The organism is Citricoccus muralis, assembly GCF_003386075.1.
GTDB classification, from domain to species: domain Bacteria; phylum Actinomycetota; class Actinomycetes; order Actinomycetales; family Micrococcaceae; genus Citricoccus; species Citricoccus muralis.
This window is the reverse complement of sequence record NZ_QREH01000001.1, coordinates 2,286,329-2,302,923: the sequence shown is the minus strand read 5'-3', so window position 1 is coordinate 2,302,923 and position 16,595 is coordinate 2,286,329. Positions and strand designations below refer to the sequence as shown.

General features: G+C 68.4%; 14 protein-coding genes. 5 read left to right on the top strand and 9 right to left on the bottom strand.

Going from position 1 to position 16,595, the window contains the following annotated elements; translation table 11 throughout:
• The 3 genes from C8E99_RS10215 to C8E99_RS10205 all read right to left on the bottom strand — a co-directional run bounded on the left by C8E99_RS10215 (position 1) and on the right by C8E99_RS10205 (position 4,796).
• On the bottom strand, positions 1-840 hold the full coding sequence (locus tag C8E99_RS10215) for an ABC transporter permease (protein ID WP_115932202.1): 840 nt from the start codon (positions 838-840) through the stop codon (positions 1-3).
• A 50-nt stretch (positions 841-890) separates the two neighbouring features.
• A complete protein-coding gene (locus C8E99_RS10210; RefSeq protein ID WP_115932201.1) occupies positions 891-1,913 on the bottom strand; it encodes an ABC transporter substrate-binding protein in 1,023 nt (340 codons plus the stop codon).
• Between the two features lie 159 nt (positions 1,914-2,072).
• Entirely contained in the window at positions 2,073-4,796 is a 2,724-nt protein-coding gene (locus C8E99_RS10205) for a DEAD/DEAH box helicase (protein ID WP_115932200.1), read from the bottom strand.
• A 268-nt stretch (positions 4,797-5,064) separates the two neighbouring features.
• Between C8E99_RS10205 and C8E99_RS10200 the strand changes: the two genes are divergently transcribed.
• Complete coding sequence (locus tag C8E99_RS10200; RefSeq protein ID WP_115932199.1) at positions 5,065-5,973, top strand: amidohydrolase family protein; 909 nt, start codon at positions 5,065-5,067, stop codon at positions 5,971-5,973.
• Positions 5,974-6,178: 205 nt separating this feature from the next.
• Here the strand turns inward: C8E99_RS10200 and C8E99_RS16035 are convergent, their stop codons facing one another.
• From C8E99_RS16035 to C8E99_RS10185, 3 genes are all read right to left on the bottom strand, one after another.
• Positions 6,179-6,937: an Ltp family lipoprotein gene (locus tag C8E99_RS16035; RefSeq protein WP_211309023.1), complete on the bottom strand. Its 759-nt coding sequence runs from the start codon at positions 6,935-6,937 to the stop codon at positions 6,179-6,181.
• A 239-nt stretch (positions 6,938-7,176) separates the two neighbouring features.
• The gene (locus C8E99_RS10190) at positions 7,177-9,768 is read right to left on the bottom strand and encodes an ATP-dependent Clp protease ATP-binding subunit (RefSeq protein ID WP_115932198.1); all 2,592 of its coding nucleotides are present in this window, start codon (positions 9,766-9,768) and stop codon (positions 7,177-7,179) included.
• 139 nt (positions 9,769-9,907) lie between these two features.
• Positions 9,908-10,648 (bottom strand): DUF3592 domain-containing protein, encoded by a 741-nt coding sequence (locus C8E99_RS10185; protein WP_147301220.1) that lies wholly within the window; start codon positions 10,646-10,648, stop codon positions 9,908-9,910.
• 282 nt (positions 10,649-10,930) lie between these two features.
• On the opposite strand from C8E99_RS10185, the gene C8E99_RS10180 reads away from it, so the two are divergent.
• On the top strand, positions 10,931-11,134 hold the full coding sequence (locus tag C8E99_RS10180) for a cold-shock protein (RefSeq protein ID WP_115932196.1): 204 nt from the start codon (positions 10,931-10,933) through the stop codon (positions 11,132-11,134).
• 121 nt (positions 11,135-11,255) lie between these two features.
• Here C8E99_RS10180 and C8E99_RS10175 read toward each other — a convergent pair whose 3' ends face one another.
• The gene (locus C8E99_RS10175; RefSeq protein WP_115932195.1) at positions 11,256-12,008 is read right to left on the bottom strand and encodes an OBAP family protein; all 753 of its coding nucleotides are present in this window, start codon (positions 12,006-12,008) and stop codon (positions 11,256-11,258) included.
• Between the two features lie 242 nt (positions 12,009-12,250).
• Here C8E99_RS10175 and C8E99_RS10170 point away from each other — a divergent pair, with 242 nt between their 5' ends.
• Together C8E99_RS10170 and C8E99_RS10165 are read left to right on the top strand one after the other, a co-directional pair.
• A complete protein-coding gene (locus C8E99_RS10170) occupies positions 12,251-12,568 on the top strand; it encodes a hypothetical protein (protein ID WP_115932194.1) in 318 nt (105 codons plus the stop codon).
• 75 nt (positions 12,569-12,643) lie between these two features.
• Positions 12,644-14,293, top strand: a complete 1,650-nt coding sequence (locus tag C8E99_RS10165; RefSeq protein WP_211309022.1) for a phosphodiester glycosidase family protein — start codon at positions 12,644-12,646, stop codon at positions 14,291-14,293.
• A gap of 69 nt (positions 14,294-14,362) precedes the next feature.
• On the opposite strand, the gene C8E99_RS10160 is transcribed toward C8E99_RS10165, so the two are convergent.
• Positions 14,363-14,902, bottom strand: a complete 540-nt coding sequence (locus C8E99_RS10160) for a TetR/AcrR family transcriptional regulator (protein WP_211309021.1) — start codon at positions 14,900-14,902, stop codon at positions 14,363-14,365.
• A 175-nt stretch (positions 14,903-15,077) separates the two neighbouring features.
• On the opposite strand from C8E99_RS10160, the gene C8E99_RS10155 reads away from it, so the two are divergent.
• Positions 15,078-16,217, top strand: a complete 1,140-nt coding sequence (locus C8E99_RS10155; RefSeq protein WP_115932191.1) for an NADH:flavin oxidoreductase — start codon at positions 15,078-15,080, stop codon at positions 16,215-16,217.
• 73 nt (positions 16,218-16,290) lie between these two features.
• Here C8E99_RS10155 and C8E99_RS10150 read toward each other — a convergent pair whose 3' ends face one another.
• Positions 16,291-16,560: a hypothetical protein gene (locus C8E99_RS10150; RefSeq protein ID WP_245952251.1), complete on the bottom strand. Its 270-nt coding sequence runs from the start codon at positions 16,558-16,560 to the stop codon at positions 16,291-16,293.
• Between the last annotated feature and the right edge of the window lie 35 nt (positions 16,561-16,595).

The window sequence follows — 16,595 nt, the reverse complement described above, 5'->3', positions numbered from 1 at the left end:
TCATTCTCCCGATCCGTTGGGCTGCCACCGCAGGAGCCGGCCCTGAGCCCAGCCGAGCCCCATGTTCACGGCGTAGCCCAGCAGTCCGGCATAGACGATGTAGGCGTAGGCGAGAGCGGAGTTGCCCCCGACCTGGGCCTCGGCGATGCTCGCCCCGAGGCCGGGTGCGCCGGTCAGGACCTCCGTGGAGATCGTGACGAGGACTGCCACGGAGGCCGCCAGGCGCAGCCCGGCCAGGATGGACGGAGCGGCGCTGGGCAGCAGCACCTTGCGCACGAAGAGCCCCCCGCGGATCCGGAACGCATGGGTGGTGTCCACGATCGAGGCGCTCACGCTGCGGACACCGTGCTGGGTCTGCAGGATGATGATGAACACCACCGCGACGAAGACCAGCACCACCTTCACCTCGATGCCGCGCCCGAGGATCAGCAGGAGCACCGCGACGAGTGCGACCGCCGGAAACGCACGGCCGAAGTCGACGAGGAACCGCACCGACAGCTCGGCGGCCACGAATCGCCCCGTCAGAATCCCCAAGGGGATCCCCGCCACGATCCCGAAGGCGAGGCCGACCAGGGCACCGGCGAGGGTGTCGCCCAGGATTGACCAGAAACTACCGGTCACCAGTGCCTGGGCCCACTCCATGAATACGGCGATCGGGCTGGGGAGGAGCGTGGCGGGGAAGACCCCCGTCAGGTGGATCAGGTACCAGAGGGCGATGCCTGCTCCGAAGACCAGGATCCTCCAGGGGATGACCCCGATCCCGCCCAGCCGTGGCTCGCTGGACGCGCGGGCGCCGGCCGGGGCCCGGGCGGGGGCACGCTGGATGTCAGTCACGGTCACGTCGAAGACCTCTCATGATGTCGGGGTGGAGCGTTTCGGCGGCCATCCGATCAGCGGGCACCCTCCCAGACGATCTCCTCGTAGGTGAGGTCCTCACGGAGGTCGCCCTCGTCCTTCATCACCTGGAGCAGGGTGTTCCACCCTTCCTCGTCGAACTCGACGTTGAGGGGCTCGAGCACCATGCGCTCATCGATGAAGGGGGCCGGCAACTGGGTGTGATCGTGGTAGGCCTGCCGCACGGCCTCCTCGTTCTCGTTGCCGTACTCGGTGCCCTTCTCGATCGCGTTGTGGAACCGCTCGAGGGCCTCCGGGTTGTTCTCGGCGAACTCCTTGGAGGCGACCCACAGCACCTGCGGGGCGTTGGGCAGGTACTCGCGCACCCCCGTGCCGACGCGGGTGAAGCCGCTGTCCACGGCGGAGAGGAGGAAGATGCTGAACGTGAAGACGGCGTCCACCTGGCCCTTCGCCGCGGCCTCCACCAGGGCGTCGGTCGGCAACGGCACGAACTCGACCGAATCCGGGTCGACTCCGTTCTCGATGAGGCCGGTCATGGTGGCCATGTGCGGCAGGCCGCCGAGCTCCGGGACGCCGATCTTCTTGCCCTCCAGGTCGGTCCATTCCTTGATGTCGCTCCCCGGCGGGACGACGACGCCGTCGGAGACCTCGCCCTCGTAGTCCGGGTCGGCTGACTTGGTGCCGGCCACCGCGACGACGGGCATGCCCTCGGCCACGGCCCGGATGACGGTCACCGCGTCGGTGGCCGCCACGTCGAATTCGCCGGAGATCACGGAGGAGTTCGCGGCGGCCCCGCCCATGCCGGTGAGCTGCATCTCGCCGATGTCGAGGCCTTCCTCCTCGAAGAAGCCCTGCTCATCAGCGAGCACGGCGTTCTCGATGTTCACGCCGCCGCGGGCCACGGTCAGCGGGAGGACCTCCTCGGCAGCGCCACTGCTGCTGCTCCCCGAATCGCTGACGGGCTCTGATTCGGCGGATCCGCCGCACGCGGTCAATCCGAACATGAGGGCGAGGGTGGTGATGGCGGCAGCGGGTCGCAGGGTGCGTCGAAGTTCCATGTCATCTCCTGTGATGAATCCGGCGAGGAGCCGGGGAGGCGGGGGTGCCGATTCTCCTGGCCTCGGCGCACGGTGCGAGTGAGATCCAGGTCACATCAGCATCTCCGCGAAAAGACAATAGGGGAACGCTCTATTGCTTCTACTCAGCATCAGCCGCATCTATAGTGTGGTGAGCAACCGCTCCTGCTCCACCGCGATGACCTCCCGGGCCAATTCCGCCTCGGAGACGTCCACCGCCTCCGGCGCCGCCTCGGCCATCTCCGACTCGGCGGCGAACTGCTCGAACAGCTCCGCCTTGACCGCCAGCATCTGCGTCAGCCGCTGGTCCACGCCCTCCTCGGTGAGCAGCCGGTGCACCTGCACGGTCTCCAGCTGGCCCATCCGCCGGGCCCGGGCGATGGCCTGCCACTCGATGGCCGGGTTCAGCTGGGGTTCGCAGAGCACCACCACGGAGGCGGCCTGGATGTTCAGCCCGATCCCGCCCGCGGTCACCTGCGCCACCAGGGCCGCACCGCCCGGGGCGGCGGAGAACTCGTCCACCATCGACTGCCGCCGCGCCGCCGGCACGGAACCGGTCAGCGGCCCGAACACCGGCCCTTCGAGCGCCCCGGCCACAGCGTCCAGCACCTCCCGGAAGAAGGAGAACACGATGACCCGCCGCCCGTTCTCCTCGGCCTCGGAGACGATCTCCACGAGCCGCTGCAGCTTCTCCGAGGCAGCACCCGCAGCGAACGCGGCGGTCCGCATCGCCATGAAGTTCCCCTCGGCCACGGCCCCCCGGTAGGCGCGTGCGTCCGCCGGAGACAGCGGCAGCACCTCCTCGACCTCCACCAGCTCGGGCAGCTCGGTGAGCACGTCCTCCTGGTTGCGCCGCAGGTACGCCGGGGCCACCTGCTGCCGGAAGCGGGCCGGGGCCAGGGCGTGGGAGTCGACTACTAGATCCGGTTGCAGGTAGCCGATCAGGACCCGGAACTCCTCGAGCCGGTTCATCAGCGGGGTGCCCGTCAGCAGCACCGCCCGCTCCGAGCGTCCGAGCACCTCCGCCACCGCCTTCGAGCGCAGCGCCTCCGGGTTCTTGATGTACTGCGCCTCGTCCACCACCACGCACCCCAGCGGCACCCGGCCGTTCCCGCTGGGACCGGACGGGCCGGCGTCGGGCCCTGGTCCTGTCTCACCCGCAACGCTGCGCAGGGTGGCGAAGGTGGTCACCGCGATCCCGCCGGTCCGCCGCCAGGCCGCCGCGGCCGCCTCCCGCGCCGGACCGTGCAGGCGGTGCGCGGTCAGCGTGGTCATCTTCTGAATCTCCCGCATCCAGTTCGTCACCACGGCCGCCGGGCACACCACCAGGAAGTGCACCGGCCGCTCCGTCCCGCCGGTCGCGGCCAGATGCGTCAGCACGGCCAGCGCTTCCACGGTCTTGCCCAGGCCCATCTCGTCGCCGATCACCACCTTGCCCTGCACCAGCGCGAACTTCGCCCCGAAGCTCTGGTACCCGCGCAGTGACGCGGTCAGGTGCGTCGTGTCCAGGCGGAAGGCCCGCACCGCCTCCACAATCTCCGCCGGCAGGTCGCCCTGCGTCTTCTCCGGATCCTCCGTGGTGAACCCGAGCTCGGCGAACAGCGCGTAGTAGTCGGCTGGCCTCGCCAGAAAATCGTCCCAGACCTCGTCACCGGAACCCTCTGTATCCGGGTGCGAGCCGGCGTCGGGCGCGGTCTGCGGTTCGGTGGGCACCGTTCCGGCCAACTGGAGCACGGCGGGCACCGCCTCCCGGAACTGCGCGGCGGTCCGCGCCCGCGGCGCCAGCAGCACGGGATGCCCCGGTGCCTGCGCGTGGGCCAGCGGGGCGAGGGCCTCGGCCAGCGCGACCCCGGCCGTAGCCCGCCGCAGTGGCAGCAGCTGCTCCCAGGCTCGCGTCCGGCGCAGCAGCTCGGTGGTGGCGTCGGTGCGCTCGGCGGGGTCCAGCCGCAGGCCCGTGCCGTCCACGGCGAGGTCCCACAGCGTGCGGGCGGCGCCGCGCAGACGGGTGGCGGTGGTCTTCCCGACGCCGTCCAGCGCCTCGAGCTCGGCGCCGCGGTCCCAGACCTGCAGCACCGTGGTGATGCCCGCTTCGAGCAGCGGGCCGGTGGACAGCCGGTCGGCGGTGGCATCCTTGAGCCGCTCCACATCCATGGTGTCCAGCAGGGCGCGGGCCTCGCCGTCCCGGACCACGACGCCGGCCCGGTGGGCTGCCGCGCGACGCTCGGCCTCGCGGCGGAGCGCCTCTTCGAGGGCCGCGATGGCCCGGGGGAGCCGGGCGATGTCCTCCGCCGGCATCAGCTCGGGAGCGATCCCGAGCTCGGGCAGGTGGCGAAGCAGGCCGATGCCGGGATGGAGGGCATCCTTGCTCGGCATGGAGGCGGCGATGGTGGGGAGCTGTTCCAGCCGGTCGAGCAACTGCGGCAGGCCCTGGGTATGTGCCCAGAGGCGGTAGTCGTTCAGCCGCCGGGCTGCCTGCTCGGCCTGGTGGCGGGCCTGGCCGAAGGTGATGAGGCGACGCAGGCCGAGGAGCTTCTGAGCTTGGATGATCTCCTGCTCTCGGCCGCCGGCCAGGCTGGCCAGGGCCTCCTCCTCGTGCGCCGCGATGGGCGGGAGGGCCCGTAGGCGAGCGAGGGCAGCGAGGTGCGCGCCGTCGTCGGGCCCCAGGGGGAGGGCACGCCAGTACTCGGTGGGCTGGTGCTGGGGGTCTTGAGGGCGGAGGTCGAGGACGGCGGAACTGAGCCGGCGGTTCGCCTCAGTGCTGTCCATCATGATCTGCGTGCGCCGCCCGAGCAGGGCCGCGGCGCGCTGCATCCAGGACGCGACCTCGCTGATGGTGCGCTGAAGGGTGGCGCGGTCGGTGCCCATCACTGAACATTCACACAAAACACTCGCTTGTGTGTGAATGTGGCGGAACTTTCACACAGCACGGCGGCTCAAGGAACATCCGGTCGGATCAGCCGCGTCCGCACCCTTGACTGTGACGCGTAACAATTGCGAGCAAAAAAGTTCGCAAAATTGCTAACAATCCGAGGGGTCGCTACCGTCTAGTAACGCAGATCATATTCCGGTCATGGTCCGGCCGTAGTCCGCGGTGGATCAACCGGCTGCACGAATCCATTCAGGAGGATCACGGGTGACCGAAAATTCCGAGAAGACCGCCGGCTGGCTGGACTGGGTGAAAGATCGCGGTGAACCCGCCTTTACTCTCCCGGCGGGGACTGTGGACGCCCATTGCCATGTCTTCGGCCCGGCAGCGGAGTTCCCGTTCTCGCCGTCGCGGAAGTACACGCCGTGCGATGCGGGGAAGGCCGACCTGCGGGATCTGAGGGAGCATCTGGGCGTCGCCCGGAACGTCATCGTCCAGGCGACCTGCCATGGGCGGGACAACACCGCGCTGCTGGATGCCCTGGACGACTTCGGGGACACTGCGCGGGGCGTGGTCTCCGTGGGTGCAGACGTGACGATCGAGCAGCTGACCGTCATGCATGAACGCGGTGTGCGCGGGGTTCGCTTCAACTTCGTCAAGCGGCTGGTGCAGAGTCAGCCGTTCGAGGAGCTCGCGCTGGTGGCGGACAAGATCCGCGACTTCGGCTGGCACCTCGTCCTCTACTTCGAGCCTGAGGACCTCCCCGGGCTCGAGGATACGCTCGCCGGCCTCGGTGTCCCACTCGTCATCGACCACATGGGCCGGCCGGACGTGCGGAAGGGCGCGGACTCGGAGGAGTTTCCCTCCTTCCTGCGCTTCGTCGAACGGACCAATGCCTGGGTCAAGGTCAGCTGCCCAGAACGGCTCACGGAAGCCGGCCCCTATGCGGTGGACGGGCAGCGCGAGGTCTACACCGACGTCGTTCCCTTCGCTCGCCGGGTGATGGCCGAGTTCCCCGAGCGCACCCTGTGGGGCACTGACTGGCCGCACCCGAACCTGCACTCGCACATGCCCGATGACGCGCTGCTGTTGGGATACATCCCGCAGATCGCACCGACCGAGGCGGAACAGCACGCCTTGCTGGTGACCAACCCGATGTCCCTGTACTGGCCCTAGAGATTCGACCGCGCTGCCGTGCCACGAAAAACTGCAGCGCATTGGACTGACTCGCCGGTCATCGACGGCAAGAACTCAGGACACGACGTGCAGCACCGTGGCGAACCCCGTTGGAAGCAGACGGCCCCCTGACGCGCCGCTCGCGGCAGCGTCAGGGGGCCTATAGGCGGACTGAGGGGTCAGCCCTAGCCGAAGTTGCTGCGGGTCAGAGGTTGTCCACCGCGTACTGGGCCTCTTCGGCGGTGAACTTCCCGCCGTACTCCGACACCAGCTGGTCGTACACGGCAGCGGGAGACATGCTCATCGTCTCCTGGTAGCTGCGCCCCTGCTCCAGTGCATTCTGCTGCCAGTCCGCCTCGACGTTCTCCACCGCGTAATCTGCGGCCTCCTCTGTGAACTGCCCCCCGTACTCCGAGGTCAACTGGTCCCAGAGCCCGGCCTTGGACAGGAACATCAGGTCCGAGTACGTCTGTGCCTGTGCAAGAGCAGACTGGTGCTCAGTCGGAATCTCCGGGTCAGCGGCCTCGCTGGTGGGGTCCTCAGCGGAAGATGTCGACTCCGAAGCCTCACTGATCGGCGTTGCCACCGGGGCGGCCGTGGTGGTCGCTTCTGCCACGATGGACGATTCGGCCATCGACTGCAACGACTCATCAACGGCCGCCACGAACGTCGCCGTGATGGCGGCCATGATCCCTGCAATGATCAGGGACAGCGCGCCCAGAATCAGGCCGGCGATCGACGTCCCCTTGGGCAGGCCCTTCTTTCGCAGGCCGACGATACCGAGAATGACGGCCAGCGCTCCCAGAAGGAAGGACCCGATCCCGATGAAGGGAATGAAAGCGATGACGATGGCGATAATGCCCAAGACCAGAGCGGCGACGCCGAAGCCGTTGCCTGTCTTCGGAGGCGTGCCCGGGTGGCCGCCGTACTGCGGTTGTTGCTGAAAATCGACAGGGTGGCTCATAGCCCCTCCAATGGGATCAAAAAGACGAGTGACCCTGACATTCTAGATGAGAACGGTAGGGAAAAATCCTCCTTGATTGATGCTTGAGGGACGTCAGATTTCTCGATTGACTGAGTTTCCAGTCCTGATCGAAACAGAAAAAAGGTGGCCGGGGAGCCCGCTGACTAACGTCAACGAGCACCCCAGCCACCTTCACAGAACGCGGCTGCTCACCAGCCGCAGGGCCGGCCGGCAACCACTCAGGCCGCCAGCGCCTCCGGCACGTGGGCGGCCCGCACCGGGTGCACCACCAGCTGCCCGTCGGCCACGGTCACCCGCACCGCATCACCTTCGGCCACCGCCTCGGAGACCAGCAGGTCGGCCACCCGGTCGTCGAGCTCGCGCTGGATGACCCGGCGCAGCGGGCGGGCGCCGTAGGCCGGTTCGTAGCCGGCCTCGGCGATCCAGTCCCGGGCCGCGTCATCCACCTCGAGGATGATGCCCTGGGCGGCGAGCCGCTGCTCGGAATCGCCCAACTGCAGGCCCACGATCTGACGCAGTTCCGCAGCGGACAGCGGCGAGAACAACACGGTGTCGTCGATCCGGTTGAGGAACTCCGGCCGCATGAACTCCTTGACCCGTCCCATCACCTTCTGACGGAGGTCCCGCTGCGCGGCCTCAGCGTCTGCCGAGACGAAGCCCAGCGGAGACCCGCCGGAGGACATGAACTCGGACCCGAGGTTCGAGGTCATGATCAGCACCGTGTTCCGGAAGTCCACGGTGCGGCCCTGGCCGTCGGTGAGGCGGCCGTCGTCGAGCACCTGCAGCAGTAGGTTGAACACGTCCGGGTGGGCCTTCTCGATCTCGTCCAGCAGGATCACCGAGTACGGGCGGCGGCGCACCCGCTCGGTCAGCTGCCCGGCCTCGTCATAGCCCACGTAGCCCGGAGGGGCACCGACCAGGCGGGAGACCGTGTGACGCTCGCCGAACTCGGACATGTCGAACCGGACCATCGCGTCCTCATCATCGAACAGCGAGCCCGCCAGGGCCTTGGCCAGCTCGGTCTTGCCGACGCCGGTGGGGCCCAGGAACAGGAAGCTGCCGACCGGGCGGGACGGATCGGCCATCCCGGTCCGGGAGCGGCGGATGGACTTCGCGATCGCGGCGACCGCATCGTCCTGGCCGACCACCCGGGCGTGGAGCTCGTCCTCCAGCCGCGCCAGGCGGGACTTCTCGGCCTCCGTCATCCGGGCGGCCGGGATGCCGGTGGCACGGGAGACCATCTCGGCGATCGCGTCCGCATCCACCACGGCCTCCGCGCGGGAAGCCGCGCCTTGCTCCTGCATGGCAGTGGCCTCGGCCAGCTGCTCGCTGATCCGGGCGACCTCGTCCCGCAGCTCGGTGGCACGCTCGTAGTCCTCCGCGTTGACCGCCGAGTTCTTCTCGGCCTCCAACTCGGCGAGCTGGAACCGCAGCGCGTCCGTGTCCACGGCCGGGCCGGCGTCGTGCTTCGGGCCGCGCTTCAGGGACAGCCGCGCCCCGGCCTGGTCGATGAGATCAATGGCCTTGTCCGGCAGGAACCGGTCGGTGATGTACCGGTCCGAGAGCGCGACGGCGGCGCGCAGCGCCTCGTCCGTGTACGTCACCTGGTGGTGTTCCGCGTAGCGATCGGCCAGGCCGGTCAAGATCTGCACGGCGTCCTCCACGGAGGGCTCACCGACGGTGATCGGCTGGAAGCGCCGCTCCAGGGCGGCGTCCTTCTCGATGGTGCGGTACTCCTTCAGCGTGGTGGCGCCGACCATGTGCAGGTCGCCGCGGGCCAGGCGGGGCTTGAGGATGTTGCCGGCGTCCATGCCGCCGGACTCCCCGGAACCGCCGGCGCCGACGATCGTGTGCAGCTCGTCGATGAAGACGATGGTGCTGCTGTCCTCAGCGAGCTCGTCCATGGCGCCGGTGAGCCGTTCCTCGAAGTCACCGCGGTAGCGGGTGCCCGCGACCATGCCGGCCAGGTCCAGGGCGATGACGCGGCGGTCCTGCAGCTGGGCGGGCACCTCGCCGTCCGCGATGGCCTGGGCCAAGCCCTCCACGATGGCGGTCTTGCCGACGCCGGCCTCACCGATCAGCACCGGGTTGTTCTTGGTGCGGCGGGCCAGCACCTCGATGGTCTGCTCGACTTCATCTGCCCGGCCGATCACCGGATCCAGCCGGCCGGCCTTCGCCTCAGCGGTCAGGTCCCGGCCGAACTTCTCCAGGACGGAGCCCTCGGAATCCTGACCCGACGGCTGCTGGCCGGCCTGACCCTGTTGGTGCTGCTGATTCATCTGTTGTTGCGCGGCGGACTGTAGGGACTGCGGGGTGACGCCCGCCTGGGTCAGGAGCTGGCCGGCGGGGGAGTCGTGGTTCAGCACGAACGCGAAGAACACGTGCTCCGGATCGATGTAGGTGGACCCGAAGCCTCGGGCCACCTGGTAGCCGTCCAGCAGCACCTTCTGGGCCGAGGGGTTCAGCGACGCGGCAGAGGCGGTGTCCTTCGGCTCGCTCGGGGCCGGCAGGCGGTCGTCGACGGCGGCGATGAGGGCCTGCGGTTCGGCGCCGGACTGGCGCACGGCGCCAGCGGCCGGGTCCTCGCCCAGCATGGTGCGCAGGAGGTGCAGCGCGTCGACGTCGGTCTGGCCGCGTTCGGCGGCGAAGGCCGCGGCGGCGGCCAGGGCGTCATGGGTCCGCTTGCTCAGCAGGCGGGTGAGGTCGACGGGGCGTCCCGGCCGGCCGGACCGCTGACCCTGGAGGTAGCGGGTGACAAAGTCATCGAAGGAGTCGCCGTGGGAACCGGCGGGGCCGAAGAATGCGGGCAAAATGTCCTCCCTGAGGTGTGTTTCCAGCGATAGTTGAGTGTGTTCAACTCAAGTAACGACGAGTGACGTCAGAATGTTCCCGAATCCCGCCCCGGGATGCAAGAAACATGAGCGCACCTGGCTCAAGAAGGTCGAGTGTTTAGAGTTTGCGGGCCTCACGCACGTTGCGCGCGCCGGCGTGGAACAGCACCAGGGGCAGGATCAGGAGGACGCCGGTGATGATCATGATGATGATGACTCCCCGTGGCAGGGAATCGGCATCCGCCTCTTTGTACTCATGGACGAGGACGAATCGCTCGGGCTCCTCGGGGTCGGCATAGATCCTCAGTTCCTGCCCTTGAGTCCAGGCCGGCTCCGGATACCTGTCCGGGGAGCGGCGGATCTTCGTGCTCGAGGATGCGGTGATCTCCTCGCGCATCTCCTGACCGCCCACGGTGTAATCCAGCGTCGAGGTGGAACGGGTGGTGTAGGACCGCCCGGACCTGCGCACCTGTTCCGACGTGTGCTCCACCGTCACGGGGCCAACCACGCCGGTCGTCTGCACCCCCGTCGATTTCAGCTGGTTGTACTCGATCTGTTCTCCGTACTGCGCCGACGCGAGGATGGCCCCGCCGGCGATCATGATCATGGCCAGGGCTACAGCGATCCAGCGAAAGGCTCCCGTCCTGCGGGCGATGCGCTCGCTGTCCCAGTCGGGGGCGAAGTACCCGTTCCCCTGACCGTCATTGGTGTACCAACGCGTGGTGTTGCTCATCTCGAAGGCGAAGCGGCTCGTCGAGACGTTGGGCGATCTCGTCCATCCCTCGGGAGGAACGAAGGGGGCCGAGGTGTCTCCAGTCGGAGCCGGCTCGGGCCCCTGATTCTTGGTTCGTGCGATCACGGATTTGAGTGTAAATCCCAGGTGGGGCGATGAATTCCCGGGGTGCCAGAGGGGCTCGTTCTGTGTGGCCGAGGCAGCCGACGGACCCCGTGGTTCCCAGAAGTGCTTTGATGCCGTACAGTTGCTTGCAGAAGTAGTTGTAGTAGATGCAGTAAGTCCGTCACCACTGCGGACCGGACGGCCTTCGGGTCGGATGGGGCGCTGGGGAAGCGGTATGTACACACCGCTTCGCCCCCGCTGGAAAAACTGGCGGGTTTAGCACCCTAAAGAAAAGAGGCCACCATGGCCACCGGTACAGTCAAGTGGTTCAACGCTGAAAAGGGCTTTGGTTTCATTGCCCCGGACGACAACTCCGCTGACATCTTCGTGCACTTCTCCGCCATCGACGGCGGCGGCTTCCGCGAACTTCAGGAGAACCAGAAGGTCGAGTTCGAGGCGACTCAGGGCGACAAGGGCATGCAGGCCTCGTCGGTCCGCCCCCTCTGATCTGATCAGACTCTAAAACGGCCGCTCACCCTCCGGGGTGGGCGGCCGTTTTGCTGTCTGTGCCATTCATGGCGCTGGTTGAGCCACTGTTGCCGAAGACCGGCTCGCCGGTCCCTGGCCCCTACCGCTTGAAGTCCATCTCCTCCAGCCGGGTCTGCACCGTCCGGCCGCTTTCCCAGGAGTTGGCGCCGGGGGCGACCTCCGGCATCGGGATGTCAGCGCGGCTGGCTCGCTTGTGCGAGGTGGAGATGCCGAGGCGGCGGTCCCTCTTGTGGATGAGCTCCTCATCGGCCTGCCCGTCCTCGGTGATCCCCATCATCAGCTGCGGGATGCCGTAGGGGAATTCATCGCGATCGTACTGCCACGTGTGGAACGTCTTGCCGTAGGTGGTGACGAGGTCGGTGAAGTAGGCGTGCTCGGCCAGCTCCGGGACGCCGGGGGCGGCGAGGACGCCGGATTTCACCTCGTAGTGGTGGCTGTGCCAGAGCCGCTTCTCGTCCTCCGGCAGGCTGAGGAAGCGCTCCTCGGTGGTGATGTACTCGATGCCGATCAGCCGGGCATCGGGCGCGTTGCGGTCGAAGATCACGCACTGGTGCAGGTCGTGGCGCAGGTGGATGCAGAAGTGTGAGGCCTCCACCTGCCGTCCCATCTCGTCGGCGTACATGTGGAGGCCGTTGAGGTAGGTGCTCATCGCCTCCAGCGGGTACTTCGGCTGGATCAGGCCGGAGGCCAGATCCAGCGCACGGTGCTTCAGGGGGTGCCCTTGGCCGACCTTGGCGGCGGTGACCACCTTGCGGCCGACGGCGGCACTGGCAGCAACCCCGAGCCCGGCGGCGAAGCCGAGACTCATGGATTTCACAGGTGTAGGTCCCATGGTGCCACCGTAGTGACCAGGACGCTAAAGCACACGGGTTCACTGCGCATTCGCTGTGGCCGTGACCGGACGGCGTCGGATGTCCGGAGGCCAGGGCGGCGATCTCGTGCGAGTCGCGCCGCAGGCTGACTCAGTTGTGACGGGCAGCTCGATCCGTCCTCCGTGGACGCCACCGCGGCCCTGCTCTCGGGTGCCCTGAACGAGGACGTGCAAACCCGCGGCCGACGGGACATGATGGAGCTATGGCTGACCACGACTTCATCATTCCCGCAGACCTGGCACGCGCCGCCCGTGCCCTGACCCAGGTGTCCTACTCCGTGGTGGCCAAGGCTGCTGGCCTGGAACCCGGCGATCTGCGGGCCTACGAGCGGGGCCACGGCACGCTCAATGCGGACGAGAGCCACCGGCTGCGCATGGCCCTGGAAGGGTTCGGCGCCCAGTTCATCGCTGAGGACGATCACGCAGGTTACGGCGTCCGCCAGAAGTTCAACAGCGTGAAGGCCAAGCGCCTGGAGACGTGGGAGGGCGAAGGCGGGCCCGCCTACGAGGACGACATCTGAACACTCGGCGACAGCTCGGCGAATTGACCCCAGTCACGGCCCGCGGCCGCTGCTGGGCAGGTCAGCATGGACACCGTGACTACCTCAACTCGCCGCACCGCCACCCGTACCCTGACCATCACCGCGCTCTCCTGCGCCCTGCTGACCGGCGGCACCGTGGCCGGGCCCGTCGCCGCCACCTCTGAGTCTTCCGCGGTCACCTCCGTCACCGCGGACGTCTCGGCCGCCGAGCGGGAGCCGACGGCCGGCGTCGGGACCTTCCGATCTGCGGGCACCGAGCAGCGCTTGGCCCGCGGTGTCACCCACGAGTCCTTCACGCTCGGGAATCCTGATGCGAAATACACCTGGACCGTGCAGGTGACGCTGCCATCTGGCCAGGAGCGTGTGCGGGATTCGCAGGTCTCCAGCCGGAGCGCGGCCCGCCGCGTGGCCGCCGAACTACGGGAGGCGGGCCTGGATGCCCGCGCAGAGGCCGTGGTGGCCGACCAGCTGGCCGACTCCGGCGGCTACCTAGGCCACCGTGTCCGAGTGGGGGCATTCCCCACCGAGGCTGAGGCTGAGGCGGCCCGATCCGAACTGACGGCCCTCGGGTATTCCGGCGGTACCTGGTACGAGGGCTGGGACGGCGATCAGCCGTCAAGCGGCCACCGCAGCGGCCCCGTCAACGTGGACGTCGTGACCGTCGACCCGCGCCGCTTCCAGGGGGAGGTGACCGGCACCTTCGGCGAGGACATCGAGCGGACCGAAACTACCTCCGAGTTGGCCGACGGTGCCCTGGCCGGCGTCAATGCCGGGTTTTTCGTCTACGGGGAGCAGCACGGCGCCCCCGGAGACCCCGCCGGCGCAGCGGCGTACAACGGGGAGATTCTCAGTGAGACCGTGGGGGACCGTCCCAACCTGGTGATCGATCACCGCAGCGGCCGCGCCTCCATCCAGCGCCTCACCTGGGAGGGCCGCGTCTCCTCAGGCCGAGAGGGGCTGGACCTGGACGGCATCAATCGCGTGCCCGGCAAGATCCGCAACTGCGGCGGCACCGATGACCTGCCCACGGAGGCCCCGAAGCATGATGTCACCTGCACTGATGCCGATGAGATCGTCGTGTTCACCGAGGAGTACGGGACGACCACGCCGGAAGGGGAAGGCCTGGAGGTCGTCGTCGATCGCCGCGGCCGGGTCCAGGAGGTCGACCAGGAGCGGGGCACCGAACTGACTGACGGGCAGTACTCCATCCAGGCCATCGGCGAGGACACCGCGGATCTGCACGAGTTTGCCACCGAGGCTCGGCGAATCAAGCTCACCAACGAGTACCTCGACGAGCGCGGCAAGAAACTGCGTATGACCCCGCACACCCAGGTGCTCAATGGGGGCCCGAACCTGCTGACGGACGGTGAGCGGGACATCACGGCAGCCCGCGACGGTATGGTTCACGCCGACAACCCGGGCCAGTTCTACGGCTGGACGCACCAGCGCAATCCGCGCACCATCGCCGGGATCGATGGCCGGGGCCAGCTCGTGCTCATCACCGTCGACGGCCGGCAGGCCGACTCCGTGGGGCTGAGCATCTCCGAGGCGGCGGACCTCTCCGAGCGGTTGGGGCTGGTGGACGCCATCAACCTCGACGGCGGCGGCTCCACCGCCATGGTCGTGGACGGCGAGCTCGAGAACTCCCCGTCCGGCGGCAGTGAACGTGCCGTGGGCGATGCCATCGTGATCCGGGAGCGGTAGCAGCCCCGCCTCAGTAGCCTCGGCCTCACCGTCTCGTCGGCTCGGCGCCTGCTTGGGGCTGGCTCCCGGCTACCTCCAGAGCGTGGACAGGGAGTCGGCCGCGGCGTGCAGATCTTCGGGAGGCGTCTCATCATGGGTCTGCGTGGCCAAAGCGAGGATGAAGCCGTGGATCAGGCGGGCCAGGGATTCGCTCGTGACGGCCGCGGCCGGAACGCCCTCGTCGAAGGCACGCCTCGTGAGCGTCGCGATGGCTTCGTAGTCGCGTTCGCGTTGGTCCGCCACGATGCGGCCGGACTCGGTCCCGCGGTCCTGGGGGCCGACGGTGGCGGCGAGGGCCACCAGGCATCCCCGGGGATGGGAGTCATCGAACTGCTCGTCGATCGAACGGTGCAGAAGCTGTGTGAGGGCCTCGCCGGCGGGGACGGCGTGGCTGGCGGAGACGATGCTGACCACACTCCCGGGCCGGGAGACATAGTGCTCGATCACCCGTCCGAACAGCCGGTCCTTGGAGCCGAACGCGTGATAGAGACTGGCTGAGGACAGGCCCATGGCCTCCCGGAGCTGGCTCATCGAGGTGCCCTCGTATCCCTGGCGCCAGAAGAGCTGCATCGCCTCTTCCAGTGCCGCCTGTTCCTCAAAGAGTCGTGGACGCCCCGCCACTCGCATCAGCTCCCGCCTGCTTCATCAACCATGACAGTTTGACACGGCGGGCCGCCGCAGCGAAACTGGATCAATCGATCCACTATGCGAATCGGGTGGATCCGGTCGAACCGAGAGGACTGCCATGAGTGAGACGTCTGCGAGCGAAGCCACGCTGAACGAGCCCTATGGACTGAGGGGGCTTGACCTGCCCAACCGGGCGGTCCTGGCCCCGATGACGCGGATCAGCGCGCACGGGGACGGCCGCGCGACGGAGAGGATGCGGGACTACTACCGGTCCTTCGCCGAGGGCGGTTTCGGCCTGCTCGTGACGGAGGGGATCTACCCGGACGCCGCCCACAGCCAGGGGTACCTGGATCAGCCGGGCCTGGCGACCTCCGCCCACGTGGACTCCTGGCTCCCCGTCACGGCGGCCGTCCATGAGCACGGCGGCTCGATCATCGCGCAGCTGATGCACGCCGGCCCTCAAGGACAGGGCAATCCCCACGTCTCGGGGCTGCGCTCCGCCTCAGCCGTCCGCGCCCGCGGGGAGCAGGCCGGAATGTACCGGGGCAGCGGCCCATACGAGGTGCCGGAGGCCCTGAACGCGGAGGAGATCGGCGAGGTGATCTCCTCCTTCGCCGCAGCTGCCGTGCGGGCCCGGGACGCCGGCTTCGACGGGGTGGAGATCCACGGCGCCAACGGCTACCTGGTGGACGCGTTCCTGACGGACTACCTGAACGAGCGGACGGACGGCTACGGCGGTTCGCCGATGGCGCGGACCCGCTTGGCGCGAGAGATCATCGAGGCTGTCCGCGCCGCCGTCGGGAATGACTTCGTGGTGGGGATCCGCATCTCGCAGGGCAAGGTCAGCGATGCCACCCACCGGTGGTCCGAGGGAGTGGCGGAGGCCGAGACGGTCTTCGGCGCCCTCGCCGGGACCTCCGTGGATTACCTCCACACCACCGAGTGGAAGGCCAACGCGCCCGCATTCCCGGACGAGGACGCCCGCTCGCTGTCCCAACTGGCCCGCGAGTTCGCCCCGGGGCTGAGCATCGTCGCCAACGGTCATCTGGACACCGGCGCCGAGGCGGCAGAGAGCCTCGGTGCGGGCGGTGCGGACCTGGTCGCGATCGGCAAGGCGGCCCTGGCCCAGCACGATTGGCCGCAGCGAGTGCAGCAGGGCCGCCAGCTGCTCGATCCCCTGACGCCGAGTGCCTTTGGTTCCCTGGCGACCATCCAGGACTGGGAGCTGCGGGCGTCTGAGCCGGTTCCAACGAGCTGATAGACCGCAGGCCGGCCGGTGGACGATGAACATCGTCCACCGGCCGGCCTGCGGCGGTGTGGGAGGGATTGGGTCAAACGCCCCGGGTGAGCAGGCGCCCGACGACGGTCCGCGGGGTCTCGGTCCCCGTCCAGTCCGCGCCGGCACCGGGCCCTGGCGTCTCCAGCGACACGAGCAACTCCTCCACGTCCGCGAACACGTCCTGGCGGCCCGTCCGGCGTCGCAGGGTCCAGCCGTCACCCATCAGGGTGAGCGAGCAGCCGGGAGCCAGCCCGCGGCGCAACTCCGCCAGCGCTTGGCGCTTGCGCCCGAGCCGGTTGAGGGTGGCCGTGGTGGGGGACACCGTGGTGCCACCGGGGCATGCTCCGCACATGGTTC

Coding starts and splice junctions, on each gene's coding strand:
- C8E99_RS10210 (WP_115932201.1), bottom strand. CDS start 1,913: ATGGAACTTCGACGCACCCTGCGACCCGCTGCCGCCATCACCACCCTC.
- C8E99_RS10205 (WP_115932200.1), bottom strand. CDS start 4,796: ATGGGCACCGACCGCGCCACCCTTCAGCGCACCATCAGCGAGGTCGCG.
- C8E99_RS16035 (WP_211309023.1), bottom strand. CDS start 6,937: ATGAGCCACCCTGTCGATTTTCAGCAACAACCGCAGTACGGCGGCCAC.
- C8E99_RS10180 (WP_115932196.1), top strand. CDS start 10,931: ATGGCCACCGGTACAGTCAAGTGGTTCAACGCTGAAAAGGGCTTTGGT.
- C8E99_RS10175 (WP_115932195.1), bottom strand. CDS start 12,008: ATGGGACCTACACCTGTGAAATCCATGAGTCTCGGCTTCGCCGCCGGG.
- C8E99_RS10170 (WP_115932194.1), top strand. CDS start 12,251: ATGGCTGACCACGACTTCATCATTCCCGCAGACCTGGCACGCGCCGCC.
- C8E99_RS10160 (WP_211309021.1), bottom strand. CDS start 14,902: ATGCAGCTCTTCTGGCGCCAGGGATACGAGGGCACCTCGATGAGCCAG.
- C8E99_RS10155 (WP_115932191.1), top strand. CDS start 15,078: ATGAGTGAGACGTCTGCGAGCGAAGCCACGCTGAACGAGCCCTATGGA.